General features: G+C 72.0%; 18 protein-coding genes. 7 read left to right on the top strand and 11 right to left on the bottom strand.

Annotated elements, in window-relative coordinates:
• Positions 1-9: 9 nt before the first annotated feature.
• Both HAV40_RS17050 and HAV40_RS17045 read right to left on the bottom strand, forming a co-directional pair.
• Positions 10-1,035, bottom strand: a complete 1,026-nt coding sequence (locus HAV40_RS17050; protein WP_166382348.1) for a 6-phosphofructokinase — start codon at positions 1,033-1,035, stop codon at positions 10-12.
• Positions 1,036-1,299: 264 nt separating this feature from the next.
• Positions 1,300-1,836 carry a polyadenylate-specific 3'-exoribonuclease AS gene (locus HAV40_RS17045; protein WP_166382346.1) on the bottom strand — a complete coding sequence of 179 codons (537 nt, stop codon included), beginning with the start codon at positions 1,834-1,836 and terminating at the stop codon, positions 1,300-1,302.
• A 63-nt stretch (positions 1,837-1,899) separates the two neighbouring features.
• On the opposite strand from HAV40_RS17045, the gene HAV40_RS17040 reads away from it, so the two are divergent.
• Positions 1,900-2,727 (top strand): DUF1028 domain-containing protein, encoded by an 828-nt coding sequence (locus HAV40_RS17040; RefSeq protein ID WP_166382344.1) that lies wholly within the window; start codon positions 1,900-1,902, stop codon positions 2,725-2,727.
• 133 nt (positions 2,728-2,860) lie between these two features.
• On the opposite strand, the gene HAV40_RS17035 is transcribed toward HAV40_RS17040, so the two are convergent.
• Positions 2,861-3,742 carry a phosphotransferase enzyme family protein gene (locus tag HAV40_RS17035; protein WP_166382342.1) on the bottom strand — a complete coding sequence of 294 codons (882 nt, stop codon included), beginning with the start codon at positions 3,740-3,742 and terminating at the stop codon, positions 2,861-2,863.
• Between the two features lie 200 nt (positions 3,743-3,942).
• Between HAV40_RS17035 and HAV40_RS17030 the strand changes: the two genes are divergently transcribed.
• Together HAV40_RS17030 and HAV40_RS17025 are read left to right on the top strand one after the other, a co-directional pair.
• Positions 3,943-4,635, top strand: a complete 693-nt coding sequence (locus tag HAV40_RS17030; protein ID WP_144121521.1) for a Crp/Fnr family transcriptional regulator — start codon at positions 3,943-3,945, stop codon at positions 4,633-4,635.
• Between the two features lie 199 nt (positions 4,636-4,834).
• The gene (locus HAV40_RS17025; protein WP_166382340.1) at positions 4,835-6,484 is read left to right on the top strand and encodes a cellulose binding domain-containing protein; all 1,650 of its coding nucleotides are present in this window, start codon (positions 4,835-4,837) and stop codon (positions 6,482-6,484) included.
• A gap of 86 nt (positions 6,485-6,570) precedes the next feature.
• On the opposite strand, the gene HAV40_RS17020 is transcribed toward HAV40_RS17025, so the two are convergent.
• Positions 6,571-6,876, bottom strand: coding sequence for a hypothetical protein (locus tag HAV40_RS17020; RefSeq protein ID WP_166382338.1), 306 nt, complete (start codon positions 6,874-6,876; stop codon positions 6,571-6,573).
• A gap of 258 nt (positions 6,877-7,134) precedes the next feature.
• On the opposite strand from HAV40_RS17020, the gene HAV40_RS17015 reads away from it, so the two are divergent.
• Positions 7,135-10,518 (top strand): AAA family ATPase, encoded by a 3,384-nt coding sequence (locus HAV40_RS17015; RefSeq protein ID WP_166382336.1) that lies wholly within the window; start codon positions 7,135-7,137, stop codon positions 10,516-10,518.
• Here the strand turns inward: HAV40_RS17015 and HAV40_RS17010 are convergent.
• On the bottom strand, positions 10,515-11,201 hold the full coding sequence (locus HAV40_RS17010) for a lysophospholipid acyltransferase family protein (protein ID WP_166382645.1): 687 nt from the start codon (positions 11,199-11,201) through the stop codon (positions 10,515-10,517). The two genes, HAV40_RS17015 and HAV40_RS17010, sit on opposite strands and share 4 nt — an antisense overlap.
• 195 nt (positions 11,202-11,396) lie before the next feature.
• On the opposite strand from HAV40_RS17010, the gene HAV40_RS17005 reads away from it, so the two are divergent.
• Positions 11,397-11,966 (top strand): hypothetical protein, encoded by a 570-nt coding sequence (locus tag HAV40_RS17005; protein ID WP_166382334.1) that lies wholly within the window; start codon positions 11,397-11,399, stop codon positions 11,964-11,966.
• Positions 11,967-12,083: 117 nt separating this feature from the next.
• Here the strand turns inward: HAV40_RS17005 and HAV40_RS17000 are convergent, their stop codons facing one another.
• The 6 genes from HAV40_RS17000 to HAV40_RS16975 form a co-directional block, all read right to left on the bottom strand.
• Positions 12,084-12,866: an alpha/beta hydrolase gene (locus tag HAV40_RS17000; protein ID WP_166382332.1), complete on the bottom strand. Its 783-nt coding sequence runs from the start codon at positions 12,864-12,866 to the stop codon at positions 12,084-12,086.
• On the bottom strand, positions 12,863-14,275 hold the full coding sequence (locus HAV40_RS16995; RefSeq protein ID WP_239085829.1) for a flavin-containing monooxygenase: 1,413 nt from the start codon (positions 14,273-14,275) through the stop codon (positions 12,863-12,865). Before HAV40_RS16995 ends, HAV40_RS17000 begins: the two co-directional genes overlap by 4 nt.
• Before the next feature lie 74 nt (positions 14,276-14,349).
• Positions 14,350-15,021 carry an endonuclease/exonuclease/phosphatase family protein gene (locus HAV40_RS16990; protein WP_166382328.1) on the bottom strand — a complete coding sequence of 224 codons (672 nt, stop codon included), beginning with the start codon at positions 15,019-15,021 and terminating at the stop codon, positions 14,350-14,352.
• A gap of 92 nt (positions 15,022-15,113) precedes the next feature.
• Entirely contained in the window at positions 15,114-16,058 is a 945-nt protein-coding gene (locus HAV40_RS16985; protein WP_166382326.1) for an ROK family glucokinase, read from the bottom strand.
• 124 nt (positions 16,059-16,182) lie between these two features.
• On the bottom strand, positions 16,183-16,704 hold the full coding sequence (locus HAV40_RS16980) for a hypothetical protein (RefSeq protein WP_239085832.1): 522 nt from the start codon (positions 16,702-16,704) through the stop codon (positions 16,183-16,185).
• A 2-nt stretch (positions 16,705-16,706) separates the two neighbouring features.
• Positions 16,707-17,150: an SRPBCC family protein gene (locus tag HAV40_RS16975; protein WP_155373198.1), complete on the bottom strand. Its 444-nt coding sequence runs from the start codon at positions 17,148-17,150 to the stop codon at positions 16,707-16,709.
• 194 nt (positions 17,151-17,344) lie between these two features.
• Between HAV40_RS16975 and HAV40_RS16970 the strand changes: the two genes are divergently transcribed.
• Together HAV40_RS16970 and HAV40_RS16965 are read left to right on the top strand one after the other, a co-directional pair.
• On the top strand, positions 17,345-19,129 hold the full coding sequence (locus HAV40_RS16970; protein ID WP_166382324.1) for an AMP-dependent synthetase/ligase: 1,785 nt from the start codon (positions 17,345-17,347) through the stop codon (positions 19,127-19,129).
• The gene (locus tag HAV40_RS16965; RefSeq protein WP_166382322.1) at positions 19,110-20,828 is read left to right on the top strand and encodes a sensor histidine kinase; all 1,719 of its coding nucleotides are present in this window, start codon (positions 19,110-19,112) and stop codon (positions 20,826-20,828) included. Before HAV40_RS16970 ends, HAV40_RS16965 begins: the two co-directional genes overlap by 20 nt.
• The last annotated feature ends 29 nt before the right edge of the window (positions 20,829-20,857 follow it).

Raw genomic sequence — 20,857 nt, 5'->3', positions numbered from 1 at the left:
CCGGACCGGTCAGCCGAAGAAGGCCTCGGCCTCGGCGTAGCGGTGCGGGGGGACCGTCTTGAGCTCGCGGGTCGCGTCGGCCAGCGGGACGCGGACGATCTCGGTGCTGCGCAGGGCGACCATCTTGCCGAAGTCGCCCTCGTGAACGGCGTCGATGGCGTGCAGGCCGAAGCGGGTGGCCAGGACGCGGTCGAAGGCGGTGGGGGTGCCACCGCGCTGGGTGTGGCCCAGCACGACCGCGCGCGCCTCCTTGCCGGTGCGCTTCTCCAGCTGGTCGGCCAGCCAGTTGCCGATGCCGCCGAGGCGCACGTGGCCGAACGCGTCCAGCTCGCCGTTGAGGGTGATCATGTCACCGTCGGTCGGCATGGCGCCCTCGGAGATCACGATGATCGGCGAGTAGTTGGTCTGGAACCGGGTCTCCACGTGCTCGACGACCTTGTCCAGGTCGAACTTCTGCTCGGGGAGCAGGATCACGTTCGCGCCGCCGGCCAGGCCCGCGTGCAGCGCGATCCAGCCCGCGTGGCGGCCCATGACCTCGACGACGACGGTGCGGTGGTGCGACTCGGCCGTGGTGTGCAGCCGGTCGATCGCCTCCATGGCGATGTTGACCGCGGTGTCGAAGCCGAACGTGAAGTCGGTCGCGCCCAGATCGTTGTCGATCGTCTTCGGCACGCCGACGACGTTCACGCCCAGCTCGGTCAGCTTGGTGGCCACCCCGAGGGTGTCCTCGCCGCCGATCGCCACGAGCGCGTCCACGCCCATGTCGGCCAGGTTCTGCTTGATCCGCTCCACGCCGCCTTCGATCTTGAAGGGGTTGGTGCGGGACGAGCCCAGGATCGTGCCGCCGCGCGGCAGGATGCCGCGGACCTCGGGGATGCCGAGCGGGCGGGTGATGCCCTCCAGCGGTCCCTTCCAGCCGTCGCGGAACCCGACGAACTCGTGCCCGTAGGTGCCCACGCCCTTGCGGACCACGGCGCGGATGACCGCGTTGAGACCGGGGCAGTCGCCGCCGCCGGTGAGTACGCCGATACGCATTTTCTCGTCCTCCCGATTACGGGTAGTCAGTTGCCGGGCCCCGGGAGACGAGTGATCACGGCTACGTTGCCGGCCGGGGCGGGCCGCAAATGCGCACTGTACTGGGCTCACCTGGGTTAGGCCAGCACGCCCCGCCGCTGTCTGCACACCGGGGCTGCGAGCCGGCCACCAGGCCAGCGCAACAGTGTCGTCATGGCAAGGTTACCCGTGCGTGACAGACCCGCGGCAGGCCGGTCCGTGCCGATCCGGCCTGTCATCGGCCCTTCACCCCGCGTCCACCGCGGGCGGTCTCGCGTCCTTGCGCTTACGCGCTGTCATCGCCCGGTAGCGAGCCAGATTGTGCCGGGCGTCGACGAGCGCGTCGTGCCGCGCCGTGGCCGCCTCGGGCAGCGCCGGGCGGCCCTTGTCGTCCCACAACTGGCGCAGCTCCTTGGTGAAGCGCGGAATCGCCCGGGGCAGCGTCACCATCGGCCCCCACAACTGCGCCAGGCACACATGGTCGTACGCGCCGTACCAGGCCCACAGCTCGATGGTCTCCTGCGGGCGGCCGGTCAGCGGCTCGGTCAGGAACTCCAGCAGCTCGGCCCGGATGCGCTCGCGCGAGCGCCACGCCTTGTCCGCCGGGGACGGCAGCAGGTTGAGCACGTTGTCGCGCACCCACGGGATGGCCCGGTTCGGGTCGAACTCGGTGGACACGGCGTAGAACTCCCGCCCGAACTCGTCGACCACGCCGATCGAGACCAGGTCGATGGTGACTCCGTCCTCGATGAACTCGCAGTCGTAGAAATAGCGGTAGGCCACGTCTTCCCCTGTCGTGAGGATCTCTCCTGTACGCCCGGCACCGGGACCCCTACCCTGAGCGCCATGACGTTCTCGATCGTCGCGCGTTCGGCCGACGGGGTCGCCCTCGGGGTCGCCGTAGCCAGCAAGTTCCTGGCCGTGGGAGCCGCCGTGCCCGCCGCGGAGGCCGCCGTCGGCGCGCTGGCCACCCAGTCCTACGCCAACCTCGCCTACCGGCCGCAGGGACTCGCCCTGCTGCGTACGGGCACCGCCGCCGCCGACGTGGTGGCCGGGCTCACCGCGGCCGACCCGGCCCGCGACTCCCGCCAGCTCGGCGTCGTGGGCCGCACCGGCGACGGCGCGACGTACACCGGGGCGGGCTGCCACGGCTGGGCGGGCGGGCGCACCGGCGACGGATACGCCATCCAGGGCAACATCCTCGCCGGACCCGAGGTGGTCGCCGCGATGGAGAGCGCCTGGCTGTCGTCCGACCCCGCGGCCGACCTGGCCGTACGGCTGCTCGCGGCGCTGCGCGCGGGCGATGGCGCGGGCGGCGACAAGCGCGGACGCCAGAGCGCGTCCCTGTACGTCGTCGCGCCCGGCCAGGGCTACGGCGGCACCAGCGACATCGTCGCCGACCTGCGCGTCGACGACCACCCCGACCCGTGCGCCGAACTGGCCCGCCTACTCGACATCCACACCCTGCTGTTCGGCAGACCCGATCCGGCCACCCTGCTCCCCCTGCGCGACGCCCTCGCCGACGAGGTCCGCACCCTGCTGACCGCCCGCGGCCACACCGCCTCCGATCTCGACACCGCCCTGTCCGACTGGGCCGGCATCGAGAACCTCGAAGAACGCCTCGTCCCCGGCCACATGGACCCCCTCGTCCTCACCCACCTCCGCACCCCCTGACCCCCACCCCCACCCCCACCTGCCGCAACTCTTAAGGAGTCGCGGCCTCAGCCTCCCCGGATGCCGCGACTCTTTAAGAGTTGCGGCAGGCGGGGAGGCGGCAGGCGGCCGGCGGCAGGCGGGGCGCGGTGGGTCAGTCGAGGAGGGCGGTGCGGGTTTCGGTGAGGGCTGCTCGGCAGAGGTCGGCGGCGTCCTCGTCGGAGTGCCCGGCGGCCAGGGCGCGGGCGCAGGCGTCGGCCTCCATCGCCCAGCGGAAGCGCAGCAGGGTGTCGAGGCTGCCCTCGATCTCGGCGACCGGCACCGGGCCCGCGTCCTCGTACGCCGCCAGCAGTTCCGCCGCGCGGGACGGGCCACCGGCGTGTCGCACGGCCGAGGCGACGTCGTACATCAGTGGCCCGAACCGGGCACGACCCCAGCTGACCAGGCCGATCCGGCCGGTTCCGGCGTCGATCCGGAACGCGTCGGGGCGCGGATCGCCGTGCAGCGGGCCGACCGTCAGCCGGTCGGTGACCTGGAGTTTGGTCAGCGCCGTGATGGCACCCGTGATCGCCGGGCGCAGCCAGCCCGCCACGGACAGGTGCGGGGCCTCGGGCCGCAGCGGATGCCAGGCGGGCAGCCCGGCGTGCCGGAATCCGGCCAGCCCCCGGTGTGCCGCCCCGAGCCGGTCGCCCCACCACTGCTGGTCGACCGGGTCCGCGCCGTCGAGCGGGCGGCCGGGCACCGACTCCACGAGGGCGAGCACGCAGTCGCCGACGGGCACGCACAGCGCGCCGTCCGCCGCGCGCACGGGTGCGCCGGTGTGGAAGCCCCGCCGGGCGAGATGTTCGGCCGCGGCGAGGCCGGCCTCGAAACTGGCCCGTTGCGGGCCTCTCACCAGCACCGCCAGGTACCGCCGGTCACCTACGGCAACCGACCTGGTCGATGTCGTCGGCCCACCGTCCAGCGGAGTGCAGCCATCCGGCTGAAGGTGCCATGCCGTACGAAGTGTCGTGCGGATCGTATCGTCAGCCAGCACGGGCGGATTATCACATGTGGCGGCACGCTGTCGTATCCGTCGGCGGTGTCTGCGTTGCGGCAGATTCGTCGATGGACAGCCTCCGATGCCGAGGCACGGAGTGGACGTGGCGGCTCACGCACGCGATGATCTGTCCAGGGTTGCACCGACCGCCACGACCGTGGATGTCGGTGGGGGTGGGAACACGGAAGGGGTAGGCGGTGGAGATTCGCATTCCGGAAGCTGCGGACGCGCTCACCGGGGTCGACATGTTCGCTGGTCTGGAGCCTGAGGTACGGCAACGGGTGATCGCCGCGGCGGTGCCGCGCACCTTCCGCAAGGGGCAGCTGCTGTTCGTCGAGAACGACCCCGGCGAGTCACTCATCGTGCTCAAGCGGGGATCGGTGGCCATCTTCCGCACGTCCCCGACCGGCGAGCGCGCGGTGCTGTCCGTGCTGCGCCCGCCGGACGTGCTGGGCGAGGTGTCCCTTCTGGACGGTTCGGCCCGCTCGGCGTCGTGTGAGGCACTGGAGGACTGCACCGCGCTGGCCCTGTCGCGCGGCGCGTTCATGGAGCTGGTGCACTCGAACCCGCGCATCCTTGACGCGGTCATGCGCTCGCTGGGCGCGCTGATCCGCCGGCTGACCGAGCAGAACGCCGACCACGTGTTCCTCGATCTGCCCGGCCGCGTCGCCAAGACGCTGGTGCGGCTGGCCGGGGAGAGCCAGGCGCCGATGATCACGATCGAGCTGAACCAGAGCCAGCTGGCCGAGATGGCGGGCGGCTCGCGGCAGAGCGTCAACCAGGCGATCGGTTCCTTCGCCAGCCGGGGATGGCTGCGCACCGAGGGCCGCCGCATCGTGGTGATGGACGTTCCGGCCCTGCGCCGCCGCGCGGGCATGCAGGACCGCTGACACCGCAGTTCGTCGATCGAGGCTCCGCCCCACCCGGGACGGAGCCTCGATGCGTTCCGGGCCGGGGTTCGGCCGCTACTGAACCGCTTTACCTGGGGTGGGCCGGGCCCTAATATGGGAGCGCTTCCATTGACGGTTGTTCCCATCGCCCGCGATGTGCCCGCATCGCTGGGAGCAGCCGCGTTACCGAGGAGTCCCCATGTCCCGTTCCCCACGGCGTGCCCTGCTGGCCGCACTGGCGGCGGTCACGGCCACGCTGGCCCTGGCCGTGCCGTTCGTCGCCTCCCCCGCCGCCCAGGCGGCCGACCCGCGCGACAGCTTCGTCACCCGCTGCGGCATCCGCTTCTGCCTGGACGGCAAGCCCTACTACTTCGCCGGCACCAACACCTACGACGTGTTCACCTTCGGCTCGGACTGGCTGCCCGGCGAGCAGTACGTCGACAAGGCCAAGATCGACGCCCACATGACCCGGCTGCAGGGCGACAACGTGTCGGTGCTGCGGCTGTGGATGTTCAGCCACGAGGACTGGATGGGCTTCGAGGCGACCGAGGGCGTCTACACCGAGGAGGCGTTCATCCTCTTCGACTACGTCATGAAGTCGGCCCGCGACCACAACATCCGGCTCGTGCCGGTGTTCGAGAACTTCTGGGAGGCGTACGGCGGCATCGACAAGCGCCTGTCCTGGGAGGGCCTGCCCACCGGATACGCCAACCGGTGGCGCTTCTTCAACAAGACCGCCTGCCCCGGCTGCTTCACCCAGTACCGGAACTACGTCACCAAGGCGCTCACCCGGGTCAACTCGTTCACCGGCGTGGCCTGGAAGAACGACCCGACGGTGCTGGCCTGGGAGCTGATGAACGAGCCCCGCTACCCCGACGCCACGCCCAACGAGAACACCACCGGCACCACCCTGCGGGCCTGGGTCGACGAGATGGGCGCGCTGGTCAAGAGCCTGGACCCGAACCACCTGCTGGGTACGGGCCAGGAGGGCCAGGAGACGAAGTACGGCTACGGCGGCGACTCCGGCGGCCCGTGGACCTACATCCAGTCCTCGCCGTACATCGACTTCACCTCGGGGCACATGTATCCCACCGAGGGCTGGGCGGGCCTGAACTACGCCTCCGCCCGTGCCCTGCTGCGCCGGTGGATCAGCGACGCGCACACGGTCGTCGGCAAGCCGTTCTTCCTCGGCGAGTGGAACGTGCACGACAGCAAGACCACCTGGTGGACCGAGATGTACGCCGAGATGGAGGCCTCCGGCGGCGACGGCGACGCGTTCTGGTGGTATCCGGCCAACACCAACTGCGGCGGGTTCGACTCCGGCGAGGGCTGCCCGGAGCACGCGGTGTTCCGGCAGCACTCGCTGAACATGAAGGCCAAGAGCGGGGTCGTCGACCCGTCGCCGAGCGCCAGCCCGTCCCGGTCGGCCAGCCCGAGTCCGAGCGCCAGCCCGAGCCGCAGCGCGAGCCCGTCGCCCAGCCCGTCGCGCAGCACGAGTCCCAGCCCGAGTGCCAGCCCCAGCCCCAACGCGGGCACGAGCTGCCGGGCGGTGTACCGGATCGACAACTCCTGGCCGGGCGGCTACAACGCCTCGCTGGTGGTGACGAACACCGGCAGCACGACGTTCACGAACTGGGTGCTGACCTTCACGCTCGGCAGCGGCCAGGTGATCGTCAACGGCTGGAACGGCACGTTCAGCACCAGCGGCGGCACGGTCACGGTCACCGCGCCCGGCTGGGCCCCGAACCTGCTGCCCGGCCAGAGCTGGACGGTCAGCTTCACCGGCTCCGGGCCGTCCACGGCCCCGAGCAACGTGAAGCTCAACGGCGTGGCCTGCGCCGCGAGCTGAACACAGGGGCGGGGGCGGACCGGTCACCCGGCCCGCCCCCGCGTCAGGTCACGCACCCGAGGTGCGGTGACGCCGCCGTCAGGCGGTCACGGCTTGTCGTCGGGATCCGCGTCCGGGTCACCGGCCGGCGGCGCGCCGGGGCCGACCCACGCCTTCTCCTCGGCGGGCGGGGCGCCGGGGCCGACCCACGCCTTGTCACCGGCGGGCGGGGCGCCAGGGCCGACCCATGCCTTCTGCGGCTGGTCGGGCGTCGGCTGAATCTCGGTCATGTTCTCCACCACTCCCTGCTCTTCGAGCTCGGCGAGGGTGACCGCGTCGATGTCCACAAGCTCGCCCACGCCGTGCGCGATCCCGAAGGGATCGGTCCAGTCGAGCGCCAGTCGCACCAACATCGTTCGGCCTCCCACGTACGACCATCGATTGGTTAGCGTCCGCTGGCGACGCGCACCGGCGGTCCACGTCGGTGGAACCCCCGTTTACTCGCCATCAGCGCCACACGAGACCCCGGCGCGCAGGCCGCGGTCTGTCAGTGCACGAAACTGTAGCCGCGCGGCGGTGTTGGTGCGGACCCCTTGTCGCGTTAGCTACAGCGGTAAGGAATCGACCCGGTCGGTCAGGCCATACTGGACCTCCGGCGACCTGGCGGAGATGTGAAGACCCCAACCTGCGCGCACTGCTCCCGCGCGGCCGGCCCGGACGACAGGTTCTGCGGCGGCTGCGGGGCTAACCTCACGCCACCATGCGTCCACTGCGGACGTACGGTGGCTTTCGGCGACCTCTTCTGCACCGGCTGCGGCAACCCGCTGGCCGCGGCTTCCGGCCCGCCAGCGCGGGAGGACCGGCGTCAGGTGAGCGTGCTGTTCGTCGACATGGTCGGCTTCACCACGTACGCCGAGCAGACCGACCCGGAGCAGGTGCGCACCCTGCAGCAGGAGTACTTCAGCGCGGTGCGCCAGGTGGTCCGGCAGTTCGGCGGCGTGGTCGAGAAGTACATCGGCGACGCGGTGATGGCCATCTTCGGCGCGCCGGTCGCCACCGAGACCGACGCGCTGCGCGCGGTGCGGGCCGGCCTGGAGGCGCAGCGGGTGCTCGGGCGCGGTCCGCTGGCCGACGCGGCGACCTTCCGGGCCGGGGTGGCCACCGGCGAGGCGCTGGTCGACGTCGACGCGGCCCGCGACGGCGGGCAGGCCATCGTGGCCGGGGACGTGGTCAACACGGCGTCGCGGCTGCAGTCGGCCGCCGCGCCGGGGACCGTGCTGGTGTGCGCCGAGACGGCCGGGGCGACCGCCGACGACATCGAGTACGCCGAGCAGGCCCCGCAGACGCTCAAGGGCCGCAGCACCAGCAGCCGGGTCTTCCTGGCGGTGTCCGCGCGCCTGCAGCGGCGCGACCGGGACGAGTCCACCCCGATGGTCAACCGCGACCACGAACGCGGCCTGCTGGTCACCGCCCTGCACCGGACCATCCGCGACCGCAGCCCGCAGCTGGTCACCGTGTTCGGCCCGGCCGGCATCGGCAAGAGCCGCCTGCTGCGCGAACTGGCCCGCCACGCCGAGCGCATCCCGGAGACCACGGTGTGCTGGCGGGTCGGGCACTGCCCGCCGTTCGGCGAGAACGTGACCTACTCGGCGCTGGCCGAGATCGTCAAGGCACAGGCGGGCATCCTCGACACCGACGACGAGCAGACCGCCCGCAGCCGCCTGGAGAGCACGCTGCGGGCCATGTGCGGCGAGCTGGAGGCGGCCAGGCTGGGCGACGCGCTCGGCCCGCTGGTGGGCCTGCCCGGTGCGGGCCTGACCCCGGCCGAGACCGAGTCGGCGTGGCGGCGCTTCCTGCTCGCGATGACCACGGCCAACCCGACCGTGCTGGTCTTCGAGGACATGCACTGGGCCGACGAGGCGATGCTGCGTTTCGTGGAGATGCTCGGCAGCATCGGCCCCGGCGTGCCGCTGCTGGTCGTCGCGACCGCCCGGCCGGAGCTGCGCGAGCGCCGTCCGGGCTGGACCAGCGCGGTGACCGGCACCGTGTCGGTGTCGCTGGGCCCGATGCACGACGAGCACATCGCCGCCATGTACCGGCTGATGTTCGGCCAGGCGGTCTTCCCCGCCACGGGCGTCGCCCCGCTGGTGGAGCTGGCGGGCGGCAACCCGCTCTACGCCCACGAGTTCGTGCGGATGCTGGTCGAGCGGGGCGAGCTGCGGCCGGTCGGCGGCAACTGGGCGCTGGCCGACGGCGACGCCACGCCGATGCCGCAGACCGTGCAGGCGGTCATCGCCAACCGGCTCGACCTGCTCGACTCGACCGACCGCTCGGTGCTGCAGGCCGCCGCGGTGGTCGGCACGCAGTTCTGGCCGGGCGCGGTGGCGGGCGCCCTGGGCCTGCCCGTCGACGTGGTGACCCGGTCGCTGCAGCGGCTGCAGCAGCGCGACCTGGTCGCCGAGCACCCGACCTCGGCGATGGCCGGTGAGCCGGAGTACGCGTTCCGGCACGTGCTGGTCCGCGACGTCTGCTACCAGCGGCTGCCGCGCACCGAGCGGGTCACCCGGCACCAGCGCACCGCCGACTGGCTGGAGCAGATCACCGACAACCGGGCCACCGACCTGGCCGAGGTGCTGGCCAACCACCGCTGGGCCGCGCACGAGATCGCCCGGACGCTGGGCATGGACCCCGAGCCGTACGCCCCGGCGGCCCGCGCCGCGCTGCACCGGGCGGCCCGGCGCGCGTACGCCCTGCATGCCCTGGACGCCGCGGCGACCCTGCTGGACCGGGCCCTCAGCCTGAAGCTGGCGCACGACCCGCTGCTGGACCTGTTCGCCGCGGAGCTGTCGCTGTTCCGGACCGGGGAGTCGTTCGGCGACAGCGGCGGCCCGCAGCGGCTGGCCGAGCTGGCCGAGGAGCTGGACCGGCTCGGCGAGCGGGCGGGCGCGGCCCGCGCGCTGACCCTGCTGGGAACGGTCGCGTGGAGCCGGGCGGACCGCGCCTCCACCCTGGCTCACCTGGACGCCGCGGTCGAGCGCTACGAGGAGCTGCCGGAGACCCTGGAGAAGGCCGAGGCGCTGCTGGAGCTGGCCCGGGTGCACATGATGAACTACGAGACCGAGCCGGCCATCGGCGCGGCCGAGGCCGCCGCCGACATCGCCGACCGGCTCGGCCTGGCCGAGGTGCACGCCAACGCGCGCATCACGTCGGCGACCGCGCGGTACATCGCGGGCGACCCGACCGGGTTCAGCGAGCTGGAGCTGCTCACCGAGCACTGCCGCGAGCACCGGCTGACCAGCCGCCGCCGGGCCGCGCAGAACTTCGCCTGGGCCTGCCTGGAGGAGGGCGACCTGGCCCGGCACCACCGGCTGCTGGACGAGCAGCGCACGGTGGACATCGCGGGCGGCCTGAGCCTGGCCACGAACTTCCACAAGGAGGCCGCCGACGCCTTCTTCTGCGGGGACTGGGACACCCAGGTGCGGGCCATCAGCGAGACGATGCGCTCCAACGCGGCGGAGTGGGACGCCATGTCGGTGCTGACCTCGTCCTGGATCCGGGTGCTGCGGGGCGAGGAGCCCGACGACGACGCCATCGAGAAGCTGCTCTACTTCGCCCGCCGCAGCGGCTTCCACCGGGTGCTGCGGGGCGCGGCCGCGCCCGCCGCGCTGTGCCGGGCGCTGCAGGGCCGGGCCGAGGAGGCCGCCTCGCTGCTCGGCGAGCTGGAGCGGGACTGGCAGGCCCGGGTGATGCTGCCGTTCGGCGAGTGGGTCGCCGCCGCCGGGCATGCGGCAGCGCTGCTCGGGGACGCCGAGCGCGAGCGCGTGCGGGCGATCCTGGCCCGCTCGCCACGGCGTACGCCATGGGTCCGGGCGGCCCTGGCCACCGTGTCGGGCGAGCACGTCGAGGCGGCCGCGATCTTCGCCCGCATCGGCGACGCCAGCAACCGGATGCTCTCGCTGGCCTGGGCCGCGCGGGCGGGCGCGCTCGACGCCGGCGACCTGGCCGAGGTGCGCGAGTTCGCCGAGCGCAACCGGGCGCGGGGCCTGCTCGGCTAGACGCCCGCCGCCGCCACGTTCTTGATCTTCACGGCGTACGTGTCGACATACTCACGCCCGGAGAGCTCCATCACGTCGTACATGATCTCGTCGGTGATGGCCCGCTCGACGAACCGGTCCCCGGCCATGCCCGCGTACCGGGAGAAGTCCAGCGGGGCTCCGAAGCGGATCTTCACCCGCATCACCTTCGGGATGAGCTTGCCGGTGGGCTGCACCACGTCGGAGTTGAGCATCGCCACCGGCACCACCGTCGCGCCGCTCTCCAGCGCCAGCCGGGCGACCCCGGTCTTGCCCCGGAACAGCCGCCCGTCGGGCGAGCGGGTGCCCTCGGGGTAGATCCCGGCCAGCCCGCCCGCGCGCAGCACCCGCAGCTGGGTGTCCAGCGCCGCCTGGGCGGCACGGCCACCCGAACGGTCCACCGGGATGGTGCCGGTGCCCACGAAGAACATCTTCGTCAGCCAGCCCTTGAGGCCCTTGCCAGTGAAGTATTCCGCTTTGGCCACGAATGTGACCTTCCGCTTCACCACCAGGGGCATGAAGATGGAGTCGGAGAACGAGAGATGGTTGCTGGCGAGGATCGCCGGGCCTTGGTCCGGCACATGTTCGAGACCCTCGACCTGCGGCCTGAAGATCAACCGCAGCAGGGGGCCGAGGAAGATGTATTTCAGCAGCCAGTAGAGCACTGAGTCCCGTCCAAGTCGATCGGCGAACGTGGTGTGGCGCTTGACGATCCGGCTCGGGGCGGCCAGCCGGGACATACCGAGTTTGTGGCATGCATCGCAGAGCCTACTGCCGGAACCAGGGTGTCACGTGTCAGGATTTGAAGCGATGCCCACCGGCCCCACGACGAGCCCCTATCCCGCCAAGGAGTGTGCCAGGTGCCAGCCACGGACGACCCGGACCGCACGCCGGCCGACCCCGCGCGTCCCGGCTCGGGCAACGAGGCGACGCCCGAGCAGGTGGATGCGGAGTTCGCGCGCATCGTCGCCGGTTTCGACACGCCGCTGACCGCCCGGACCGGACCCCCGGGCGAGGAGCCGCCCACCGGCCCGCCCGCCGCGCCCGGACCCGTGTGGCCCGCCGGCGGCCCGATCCTCAACCGCCCCGCGCTGACCGGCGACCCCCGGGGGGTCTCCCCCGGCGACCCGTCGCTGCTCGACTCGCTCGACACGTTCGGCAGCGGCGTGCCCGACGACACGCCCGACGAGTTCGTGCCGCCGCCGCCTCCGCCGCTGCCACGGGTGCCGTTCGCGGCGATCGTCGCGGTGCTGTCGATCATCTTCGGCTTCGTACTGTTCTTCGACACCCGGCTGCTGCCCTTCAACGAGCGCGCGAGCATGCTGCTGGCGCTGGTCTGCATCCTCGGCGGCGCGACGGCCCTGATCATGCGCCTGCGCCCCGGCGACGAGGACGACGAACTCCCCCCCGACGACGGCGCCGTCGTCTAGCCCCCACCCACCCACCCACCCCGCCCCGTCTGCGCCGCAACTCTTAAAGAGTCGCGGCCACCGGCGCACCCCGAGGCCGCGACTCTTTAAGAGTTGCGGCAGGGGGTGGGGCGGGGGTCAGGCAGACTTCTCCAGCCAGTCGAGGATGGCGTCGATGGGCTCGCGCCAGCGGGTGTCCAGCATCAGGTCGTGGCCCATGCCGGGGAACAGCAGCGGCGCGCCGCCGTAGCCACGGGCGACCCGGCGCAGCGCCGTGTCGGACACGATGCGGTCGTCGGGGCTGCCCACGACCAGCACCGGCGGGTCGCCCACCGGCGGCTGCGGGGCGCGCCCGCGCAGCAGCTGCCACTGGGCGCGGGTCGAGGCCCGGCCGAGGCGGGCGGCGTACCCGCGGGAGGCGCTGGTCGGCAGTTCACGGCTGAACAGCTGCCCGGCGGGCAGGCGCAGGCCGCCGCCGAACAGCGCGGGCAGGCTGAGCATCGGGTTGCGCAGCGCGGTGCCCGCCCCGCCGAAGACCGGCGACAGCAGCACCGCCGCGCGGGCCGGGTAACGCGCCAGCGCGTGCGCGGCCACCAGCGCGCCCGCCCCGTGCCCCACGATCACCGCGCGGCGCGGCAGGGAGGCCGCCACCTGGGCCACATCGTGGGCGTACGCCCGCAGGGTCGCCTTCGGCGCCTTGGCGCTGTCGCCGTGCCCGCGCAGGCTCACCGCGTACGCCGGGAAGCCCCGGTCGGCGGTGTGCTCCAGCCAGTGCTCGGCGAACACCCACGCGCCGTGGCCGAATCCGGGCACGAACAGCACGGGCGGCTTGCCCTCGTCGACCTCGGGGGTGGCGCGGCGCACCTCCCGGCGCACCGGCGCGATCGGAAACGCCCACTCGCGGGCCCGCAAGACCTTCACTTGGCCCCCTCCAGACTGAGTTCGTCGAGCAGGCGCTGGATGGCCTTGAGGTACGTGGTGTGGCTGATCTCGAACCAGTGCCGGGTGGAGTCCTTCACCTTCGCCGTAATCCAGCGCCGGTCGAGTTCGGCCTCCAGCTTGCGCTGCACCGCGACCGCCTTGGCCGGGGCCGCCTCGCGCACCCGCAGCATCCGGGCGAACGCCACCATCTGCCAGTGGACCAGCGGGAACAGCCCCGAGTCCGGCTGCAGCAGCCCGGCCACGGCCAGCGTCGGCTGGCGCTTGGGGAAGGCGTGCATGGCCAGCCGGGGACGGCCGTGGGCGTCGACGCCGAGCAGGTTGCCGTCGATGAAGTCGAACGACGGGTGGTAGCCGGTGGCCAGCACGACCAGGTCGGGCTCGATGACCTCGCCGCCCTTGAGCTCCACGCTGTTGCGGTGGAAGCGCGCCACGTCCGGCACCGGCGAGACCGCGCCGTGGCCCAGGTAGTAGATCAGCTGGCTGTTGACGATGGTGTGCGTCTCGTAGATCTTGTGGTCGGGCTGGGGAAGGCCGAACCGGGTCAGGTCGCCCACGGTCGACTTCAGGGTCCGGTGCGCAAGGAACTGCCGCGCCCGCAGCGGCAGCTTCAGCCACAGCATCAGGTCGTTGACCTGGTCGGCCGGGCGGCCCAGGGTGTACTTCGGGGTGTACCAGTAACCCCGGCGGGTCGAGTGCCAGCAGCGGGCGGCCTGCTGGGCCGCCTCCACCGCGATGTCGCAGCCCGTGTTACCCGCCCCGATGACCAGGACCTTCTTGTTGCGCAGCTGCGCGGCGTCCTTGAACTGCGCGGCGTGGATCACCTCGCCCCGGAAGTCCTCCAGGCCCTCGTACTCGGGGCGCTTCGGGGACCAGTTGTGGCCGTTGGCGATCACCACGGCCGCGTAGCGGTGGATGCGCTCGCCGCCGTAGCCGCCGGTGCTGCGCGTGGTCACGTCCCAGCGCTCGCCCTCGGCGGGCTCCACCTTGACGACCTCGGTGCCGAACCAGATGTGCGGCTTGAGGTCGAAGTGGTCGGCGTAGTGCTCCAGGTACTCCAGCACCTGGCTGTGCTTGGGGTAGTCCGGCCAGCTGTCCGGCATCGGGAAGTCCGGGAACTGGCTGAACGGCTTCGACGAGATCAGGTGCGTGCTCGCGTACACCGGGCTGCGGTCGTGCCGCCAGTTCCAGGCGCCGCCGACGCTGGTGTCGCGCTCGTAGCAATCGACGCCGAACCCCTGCTCCTTGAGGTTCTTCATCGCGGTCAGCCCGCTGGGGCCCGCGCCGATGACGCAGACCGTGCCGCTGCGGTCGTAGACCGGCCAGCCGTCACGCCACGCCGTCGCGGGACCACCCGACTCGGGATCGCCGTAACCGGCCGAATACGTCACCCGCGACCTCCACGTCTTGGTGAGAACGCAGAGCATCTTTCCCGTTTGCGGCAGAGGTTGTAAAGCGCGGATTCCTAGACGATGTCCACTACCAGCGGATAGTGATCGCTGGCCCGATCGGCCGCGTCCGACGTCACGACCTGGTATCTGCCCAGCTCCAGGCGCGGGTCCAGGAGGATGGCGTCGATCCGCCGGTTCGGGTTCGGGGTCGGGAACGTGTACCGGTCCTCCCGGTCGGCCAGCGCCGCGGCGTCGGCCAGCCGGTCGGTGAGCAACCCCCAGGAGCTGCCGTCCGGGGTCTCGTTGAGGTCCAGCCCCACGATCACCGGGTCGTCCAGCGCCAGCGCGGGCTTGAGCAGCGCCGCCTGAGCCGGGCGCTCCGCGTCGTCGGTCGACAGATGCGACCCCACGACCACGAACGGCCCCCGCCCCGGCACCTCCAGCCGGGCGAAACACGCCCCGCGCATGTGCCGTCCCGGCGTCAGCGGATACCGCATGCACCACTGCTCCAGCACCCGCACCCGCAGGTTCGTCATGATCACGTTCCCGAGGCTGGGCATCCCCCCGGCCGCCATGACCATCCCGAACGAGGCGGCCAGGTCAGCGCACTTCGTCCGCCACCGCCACCGCCGCGGCGCCTCCTGCACGATCAGCACATCCGGCGCCAGCCCCCGCACCACGCCCGCCAGCGCCCCGAGATCGTCCCGCAACGAGTGCACGTTGTACGACACCACCCGCACCGACATGCCGCCCAGCATGCCCCACCCGCGCTCGTCACTGACGAACGTGGAGACACACCGTCCGGCGTGTCTCCACGTTCATGGGCGATCTGCAGGGGTCAGCGGCGAGCCAGGTCGGCTGCGCCGACCAGGCCTGCGACGTTGCCCATCTTGGCGGCGCGGAGTTCGGCCACCGGGAGGCGGCCCCGCTGGGCGAGGCTGTCGAGGTAGGACTGGCGGGCCGGGGTCATCAGGAGGTCGCCGGCGTCGATGACGCCGCCGCCCACCACGAGGACCTGCGGGTCCAGGATCTGGACCAGGTCGGCCAGGCCCTGGCCGAGCCAGTATCCGATCTGGGTGAAGGCGTCGATCGCCACCTCGTCGCCGGCCTGGGCCGCCGCGGTCACGATCGGGCCGGTGATGTGGTCCACCCTGCCGTCGGCCTTGCCCAGCAGCAGTGCCGCCCGCTCCGGCTCGGCCTGCGCACCCGCGCGGGCGAACCGGACCAGGGCGTTGCCGCTGGCGTACTGCTCGATGCAGCCGTGCCGGCCGCAGCCGCAGAGGTGACCGTCGGGCACCGCCAGCATGTGGCCGATCTCGGCCGCGATGCCGTGCGCGCCGCGCACGAGAGCGCCGCCGAGCACGATGCCGCCGCCGATGCCGGTGCCGACGGTGAACATCACCATCGAGTCCTCGGCGTCGGCCGCCGCGCCGTAGCGGAACTCCGCCCACGCGGCCACGTTCGCGTCGTTCTCCACCACCACGGGCAGGTTGACCGCCTTGGCGACGTAGTCGCGCAGCGGTTCGTCACGCCAGGCCAGATTCGGTGCGAACAGCACCGTCGACCGGGTCGCGTCAATCCATCCGGCGGCGCCGATGCCGACCGCGTCCACCTCGTGCTCGGCGGACAGATCCTTCACCACATCGATGATCACGTCCCGGGTCGCGGCGACGTCGCCGGCCGGGGTGTCGCGACGACAGGTCGCGACGACGGTGCCGTCAGGATCGACCACACCGCCGAGCACTTTGGTGCCACCGATGTCCACGCCGATGGTGAGTGCCACGGCCGAACCCTTTCTTGCTGGGCTTGCCGGCGGTGACGCTTTTGGGGAGCCCACGCCGTGCTACTTGGGCAACACCCTAACGCCGGAAGGACCCCCGGCGAGCGTCGCCCGCCGAAGATCGATGTCACAACTCCGGCGGCGGGTGCGGCTCAGCCTTGCGGACGGCCTTCTTTACTGCCTTAACCCGGTCGGGTGACGGCGAGGTTTCAGGCTCGGAAACACCGGATGTCGGGTTCGCGACAGCCTTCTTGACGATCTTCTTCACGGCCTTCTTTGCCATCGGCCGAGCCTCGGCCACCGGCGTGTCGGCCGCCGGAGCGTCGCCCTGTCCTGCTGTGGCGTCGCCGCCTTCACCCGCCGTGGCGTCGCGCCACGCATCGCCCTTGGCAGGCTGGTGGGTGGAGACGCTGCGCAGGAAGCTGGCCAGGCCTGCGGCCAGGTCACCGGCTCCGGTCGCGACCCGCTCGACCAACTCCGGGTCGGGGTCGCGGACCGCCGCGATCACCTTGCAGAGTGGACACACGCAGCACTCCGGGGAGCCCGTGGCCAGGTGCGGATTGGCGTTGGCGGCCAGCGTCGCGGCAGCGAGCACCGCCGCCACCAGCCGCTCCGCCTCCTCTCGGGCAGTGCCCGGCGAGATGTCCATGCTCAGGCCGCCTCGACCTGCTTCTTGAGCTCCTTCAGGGCGGTATCCATGATCGCCTTCTCGGCCTTCTTCTTGAACATGCCCAGCATGCCGATCGAGAGGTCCACCGACAGCGTGTAGGTCACCGTGCAGGTGCCGTCGCCGTTGTCGGTGATGTCATAGGACCCGTCCTGCGCCTTCTGCATCTTGGACGGCGCGACCAGGTGCCACTCGATCCGCGAGATGTCCTCGGCGTAGTCGTAGTGCAGGGTGTACTCGTCCTGCACGATGCCCGCGTCGATGACGAAGCGCACGGTGGCCGGGTAGCCGTCCTCGTACTCCTCGAGCACCTCAGCGGCCTTGATGGCCTGGGTCCACCGGGGATACGAGGGATAGTCGCAGATGACCTCGGCGATGCGGGCCGGGTCGGCGTTGATCACGATCGACTGGGAGGAGGATTCCGCCATGAACAGCAGGCTACCCGTAGCGCCCGGGGCATGACCGACCCGCCACGACGGACGGGCGGCAACCCATCGGAACAGGGACAGCGTTTGCAGGGGGACCGGGACGACGTTCTACAGTGCCGGGGGCGGCAGCGGCGCTGGCCGCCGGGCGGCGCGGACGCGTCAGGTGCCCGAACGAGCAGCTCAAGGAGCGTTTGGTGCGGCAGTTTTCACAGGCCCCGGCGGTGATCATCGATGACACCGACCGCTTGACCGACCCGGTGTGGGACAACGCGGCACGGACGCCCCGACTGGTGCAGTTCTCCCGCCGCGCGGGGACCGGCTGGGCCGACGTCACCAGCGCGGAGTTCCACGCCGAGGTGGTCGCGCTGGCGCGCGGTCTGGTCGAAGCGGGGGTGCGGCCCGGCGACCGGGTCGGGCTGATGAGCCGCACCCGGTTCGAGTGGACGCTGATCGACTACGCGATCTGGGCGTGCGGCGCGGTCACCGTGCCGATCTACGAGACCTCCAGCACCGAGCAGGTGCAGTGGATCCTGGCCGACTCCGGCGCGGTGGGCTGCTTCACCGAGACCGCGGCGCACACCGCGACGGTGCGCGAGGCCGCGCCCGGCCTGTCGCGGCTGTGGCAGATCGACGGTGGTGACCTGTCCACGCTCGTCACGCGGGGAGAGAGTGTCGACCCCGCCGAGATCGAGACGCGGCGCAAGTCGGGCAGCGCCGACGACCCGGCGACCATCGTCTACACGTCCGGCACCACCGGCCGGCCCAAGGGCTGCGTGCTGACGCACCGCAACATGCTCTCCGACATCGGCAACGCGATCCCGGCCCTGGACGTCCTGTTCCAGGAGGGCTCCTCGACGGTGCTGTTCCTGCCGCTCGCGCACGCGTTCGCCCGGCTGCTGCAGATCGGCGTCGTGCAGGGCCGGGTGCGCACCAGCCACACCGCCGACGTGAAGAACCTGGTCGGCGACCTGGGCACGTTCCAGCCGACGTTCCTGCTGAGCGTGCCCCGGGTGTTCGAGAAGGTCTACAACAGCGCCTGGCAGAAGGCGCACGGCTCCGGCAAGGGCGCGATCTTCGACCGGGCCGAGGCCGTCGCGATCGCGTACAGCCAGGCCCTCGAAACGCCCGGCGGCCCCGGGCTGAGCCTGAAGATCAAGCACACGGTCTTCGACAAGCTGGTGTACGGCAAGCTGCGGGCCGCCCTGGGCGGGCGCTGCCACAGCGCGATCTCCGGCGGCGCGCCGCTGGGCGAACGGCTGGGCCACTTCTTCCGCGGCGTCGGGCTCAACGTGCTGGAGGGCTACGGCCTGACCGAGACCTCGCCCGCGATCACGTTCAACCGGGCGGACGCGCAGCGCATCGGCACGGTCGGCCAGCCGCTGCCCGGGGTGACCATCGCCATCGCCGACGACGGCGAGATCCTGGCCCGCGGCGAGGTCATCTTCCCCGGGTACTGGAACAACCCGGCCGCCACCGCCGAGGCGATCGACGCCGACGGCTGGTTCCACACCGGAGACCTGGGCTCGCTCGACGCCGACGGTTTCCTGCGCATCACCGGGCGCAAGAAGGAGCTCATCGTGACCGCGGGCGGCAAGAACGTCGCCCCGGCCGTGCTGGAGGACCGGGTCCGCGCCCACGCGCTGGTCAGCCAGTGCATGGTGGTCGGCGACCGGCAGCCGTTCATCGCCGCGCTGGTCACCGTCGACCCCGAGGCGCTGCCGACCTGGCTGGCCGGGCGGGACCGCCCGGACACGCCCGTTTCGGAGCTGGTGCACGACGCCGACCTGCGCGCCGAGATCCAGGCCGCGGTCACCGAGGCCAACAAGGCCGTGTCGGCGGCCGAGGGCATTAAGGTCTTCACGATCCTGCCCCGTGACTTCACCGAGGCAACCGGCGAACTGACCCCGTCGCTGAAGGTCAAGCGCGCGGTCGTGATGAAGGAGTACGCGGAGGAGATCGATGCCATCTACCACCGCTGAGCGCCCGAAGCGCCGCCTCATGCGGCGCATCCCGGCCTCGCAGCTGATCGCCATCGCGGTACGCGGCACCATGCTGCTGCTGGTCGGCGTGCTGATCATGGCGGCCACCAAGGACTGGGGTGAGCTGCGCTGGGTCGCCCTGCTGGCCCTGGCCGGGCTGCCGGGCGTGCTCACGCCCCGGCACGCCGTGCTCGCGCCGCTGGGCCGGTTCGCCGAGACGGTGCTGGTCGGCCTGGGCGCGAGCGCCATCGCGCTGGCCGCCGACCAGATGTACGCGCTGTCGGACGGCGCGGGCGCCTCGGCGATCCTGCCGTACCTGGCCGTGCCGATCACCGCCGCGATGCTCAACCACCGCCCGCTGGAGTCGGCCGGGCTGCTCAGCACGGCCGCGGTGACGCTGGCCGTGGCGGGCTGGCTGACCGTGCTGCCCGACGGCACCAGCCAGCTGAGCCACTTCGGCTACCTGGCCGCCTGCGCGCAGTGGCTGATCCTGGCCGCGGTCGGCACCATCACCACCGGCGCGATGCAGCGGGCCGCCCTGATCCGCCGCACCCCCCAGCCGTACGCCGAGGCCACCCGCCTGCTCACCCAGCTGCGCCAGGTGGCCCGTCAGCTACCGGGCGCGACCCTGGACCCGGGCAGCATCGCCGAGCACCTGCTGGAGGAGCTGCGCCCGATCGGCCGGCCGCAGCGGGCCGCGGTGCTGGCCGCCAGCGGCGCGGGCCGCCTGGTGGTGCTGGCCCAGTTCGGCGTGGAGGCCGACGACACCTCGACCCGCGCGGCCTGGGAGACCAGCCTCGACGCGGACTCGGCCATCGCCGACGCGTGGGCCAGCCAGCAGCCGCAGGTCTCGGGCCGCTCCCAGCTGCGCTCCTTCGACCAGACCGGGCCTGTCTCGGCCCTGGTGGTGCCCCTGATCGCCGGGGTGCGCACGGTGGGCCTGGTCGCCCTGGAGCGCGACGGCACCAACGGCTACCCGCCCGCGCTGACCGGCCGGATCGTCTCGGCGGCCACCCCGGCGGCACTGCGGCTGGAGGCCGCGCTGCTGTTCGAGGAGGTGCGCTCGATCGCCACCAACGAGGAGCGCCAGCGGCTGGCCCGCGAGATCCACGACGGCGTCGCGCAGGAACTCGTGATGATCGGGTACGGCGTGGACAACGCGCAGGCGACGCTGCCGGAGGGGGCCGAGGACACCGCCGACGAGCTGCGCGTGCTCCGGGCCGAGATCACCCGGGTCATCACCGAGCTGCGGCTGAGCCTGTTCGAGCTGCGCAGCGAGGTTGACCGGCATGGCGGGCTCACCGCGGCCATCGCCGAGTTCGCCCGGATCTCGGGCAACCAGGCCGGGCTGAAGGTGAACCTGTCGCTGGACGAGGCGGGCCGGTTGCCCGCCTCGATCGAGTCGGAGCTGCTCCGGATCGCGCAGGAGGCGATCACCAACGCCCGAAAGCACGCGAATGCCGCGAACCTATGGGTGACCTGCACCGTCGACCCGCCATACGGCCTGATCGAGGTGTCCGACGACGGCAAGGGCATACCCGATGAGCGTACGGACGGACGCTACGGTCTTGCGATCATGGCGGAGAGGGCGGAACGTATCCGGGGCCGACTCGAGATCAGGCCTCGAGACCCGGTGGGGACGACCGTCGCCGTGGTCGTGGGCGGTTCCTCTCGACAAGAGGGCCGGGCGACGCGATAACGTGTGTCACCCGCACAGCCAGAGCGCGG

The sequence above is a fragment of the Catellatospora methionotrophica genome (genome assembly GCF_011297335.1).
GTDB lineage: Bacteria > Actinomycetota > Actinomycetes > Mycobacteriales > Micromonosporaceae > Catellatospora > Catellatospora methionotrophica.
This window is presented reverse-complemented; position numbering and strand designations above follow the sequence as displayed.

Excerpts from the sequence above, each read along its gene's own strand:
- HAV40_RS17025 (WP_166382340.1), top strand. The coding sequence starts at position 4,835 with ATGTCCCGTTCCCCACGGCGTGCCCTGCTGGCCGCACTGGCGGCGGTC.
- HAV40_RS17040 (WP_166382344.1), top strand. The coding sequence starts at position 1,900 with ATGACGTTCTCGATCGTCGCGCGTTCGGCCGACGGGGTCGCCCTCGGG.
- HAV40_RS17020 (WP_166382338.1), bottom strand. The coding sequence starts at position 6,876 with ATGTTGGTGCGACTGGCGCTCGACTGGACCGATCCCTTCGGGATCGCG.
- HAV40_RS16990 (WP_166382328.1), bottom strand. The coding sequence starts at position 15,021 with ATGTCGGTGCGGGTGGTGTCGTACAACGTGCACTCGTTGCGGGACGAT.
- HAV40_RS16975 (WP_155373198.1), bottom strand. The coding sequence starts at position 17,150 with ATGGCGGAATCCTCCTCCCAGTCGATCGTGATCAACGCCGACCCGGCC.
- HAV40_RS17050 (WP_166382348.1), bottom strand. The coding sequence starts at position 1,035 with ATGCGTATCGGCGTACTCACCGGCGGCGGCGACTGCCCCGGTCTCAAC.
- HAV40_RS16980 (WP_239085832.1), bottom strand. The coding sequence starts at position 16,704 with ATGGACATCTCGCCGGGCACTGCCCGAGAGGAGGCGGAGCGGCTGGTG.
- HAV40_RS16965 (WP_166382322.1), top strand. The coding sequence starts at position 19,110 with ATGCCATCTACCACCGCTGAGCGCCCGAAGCGCCGCCTCATGCGGCGC.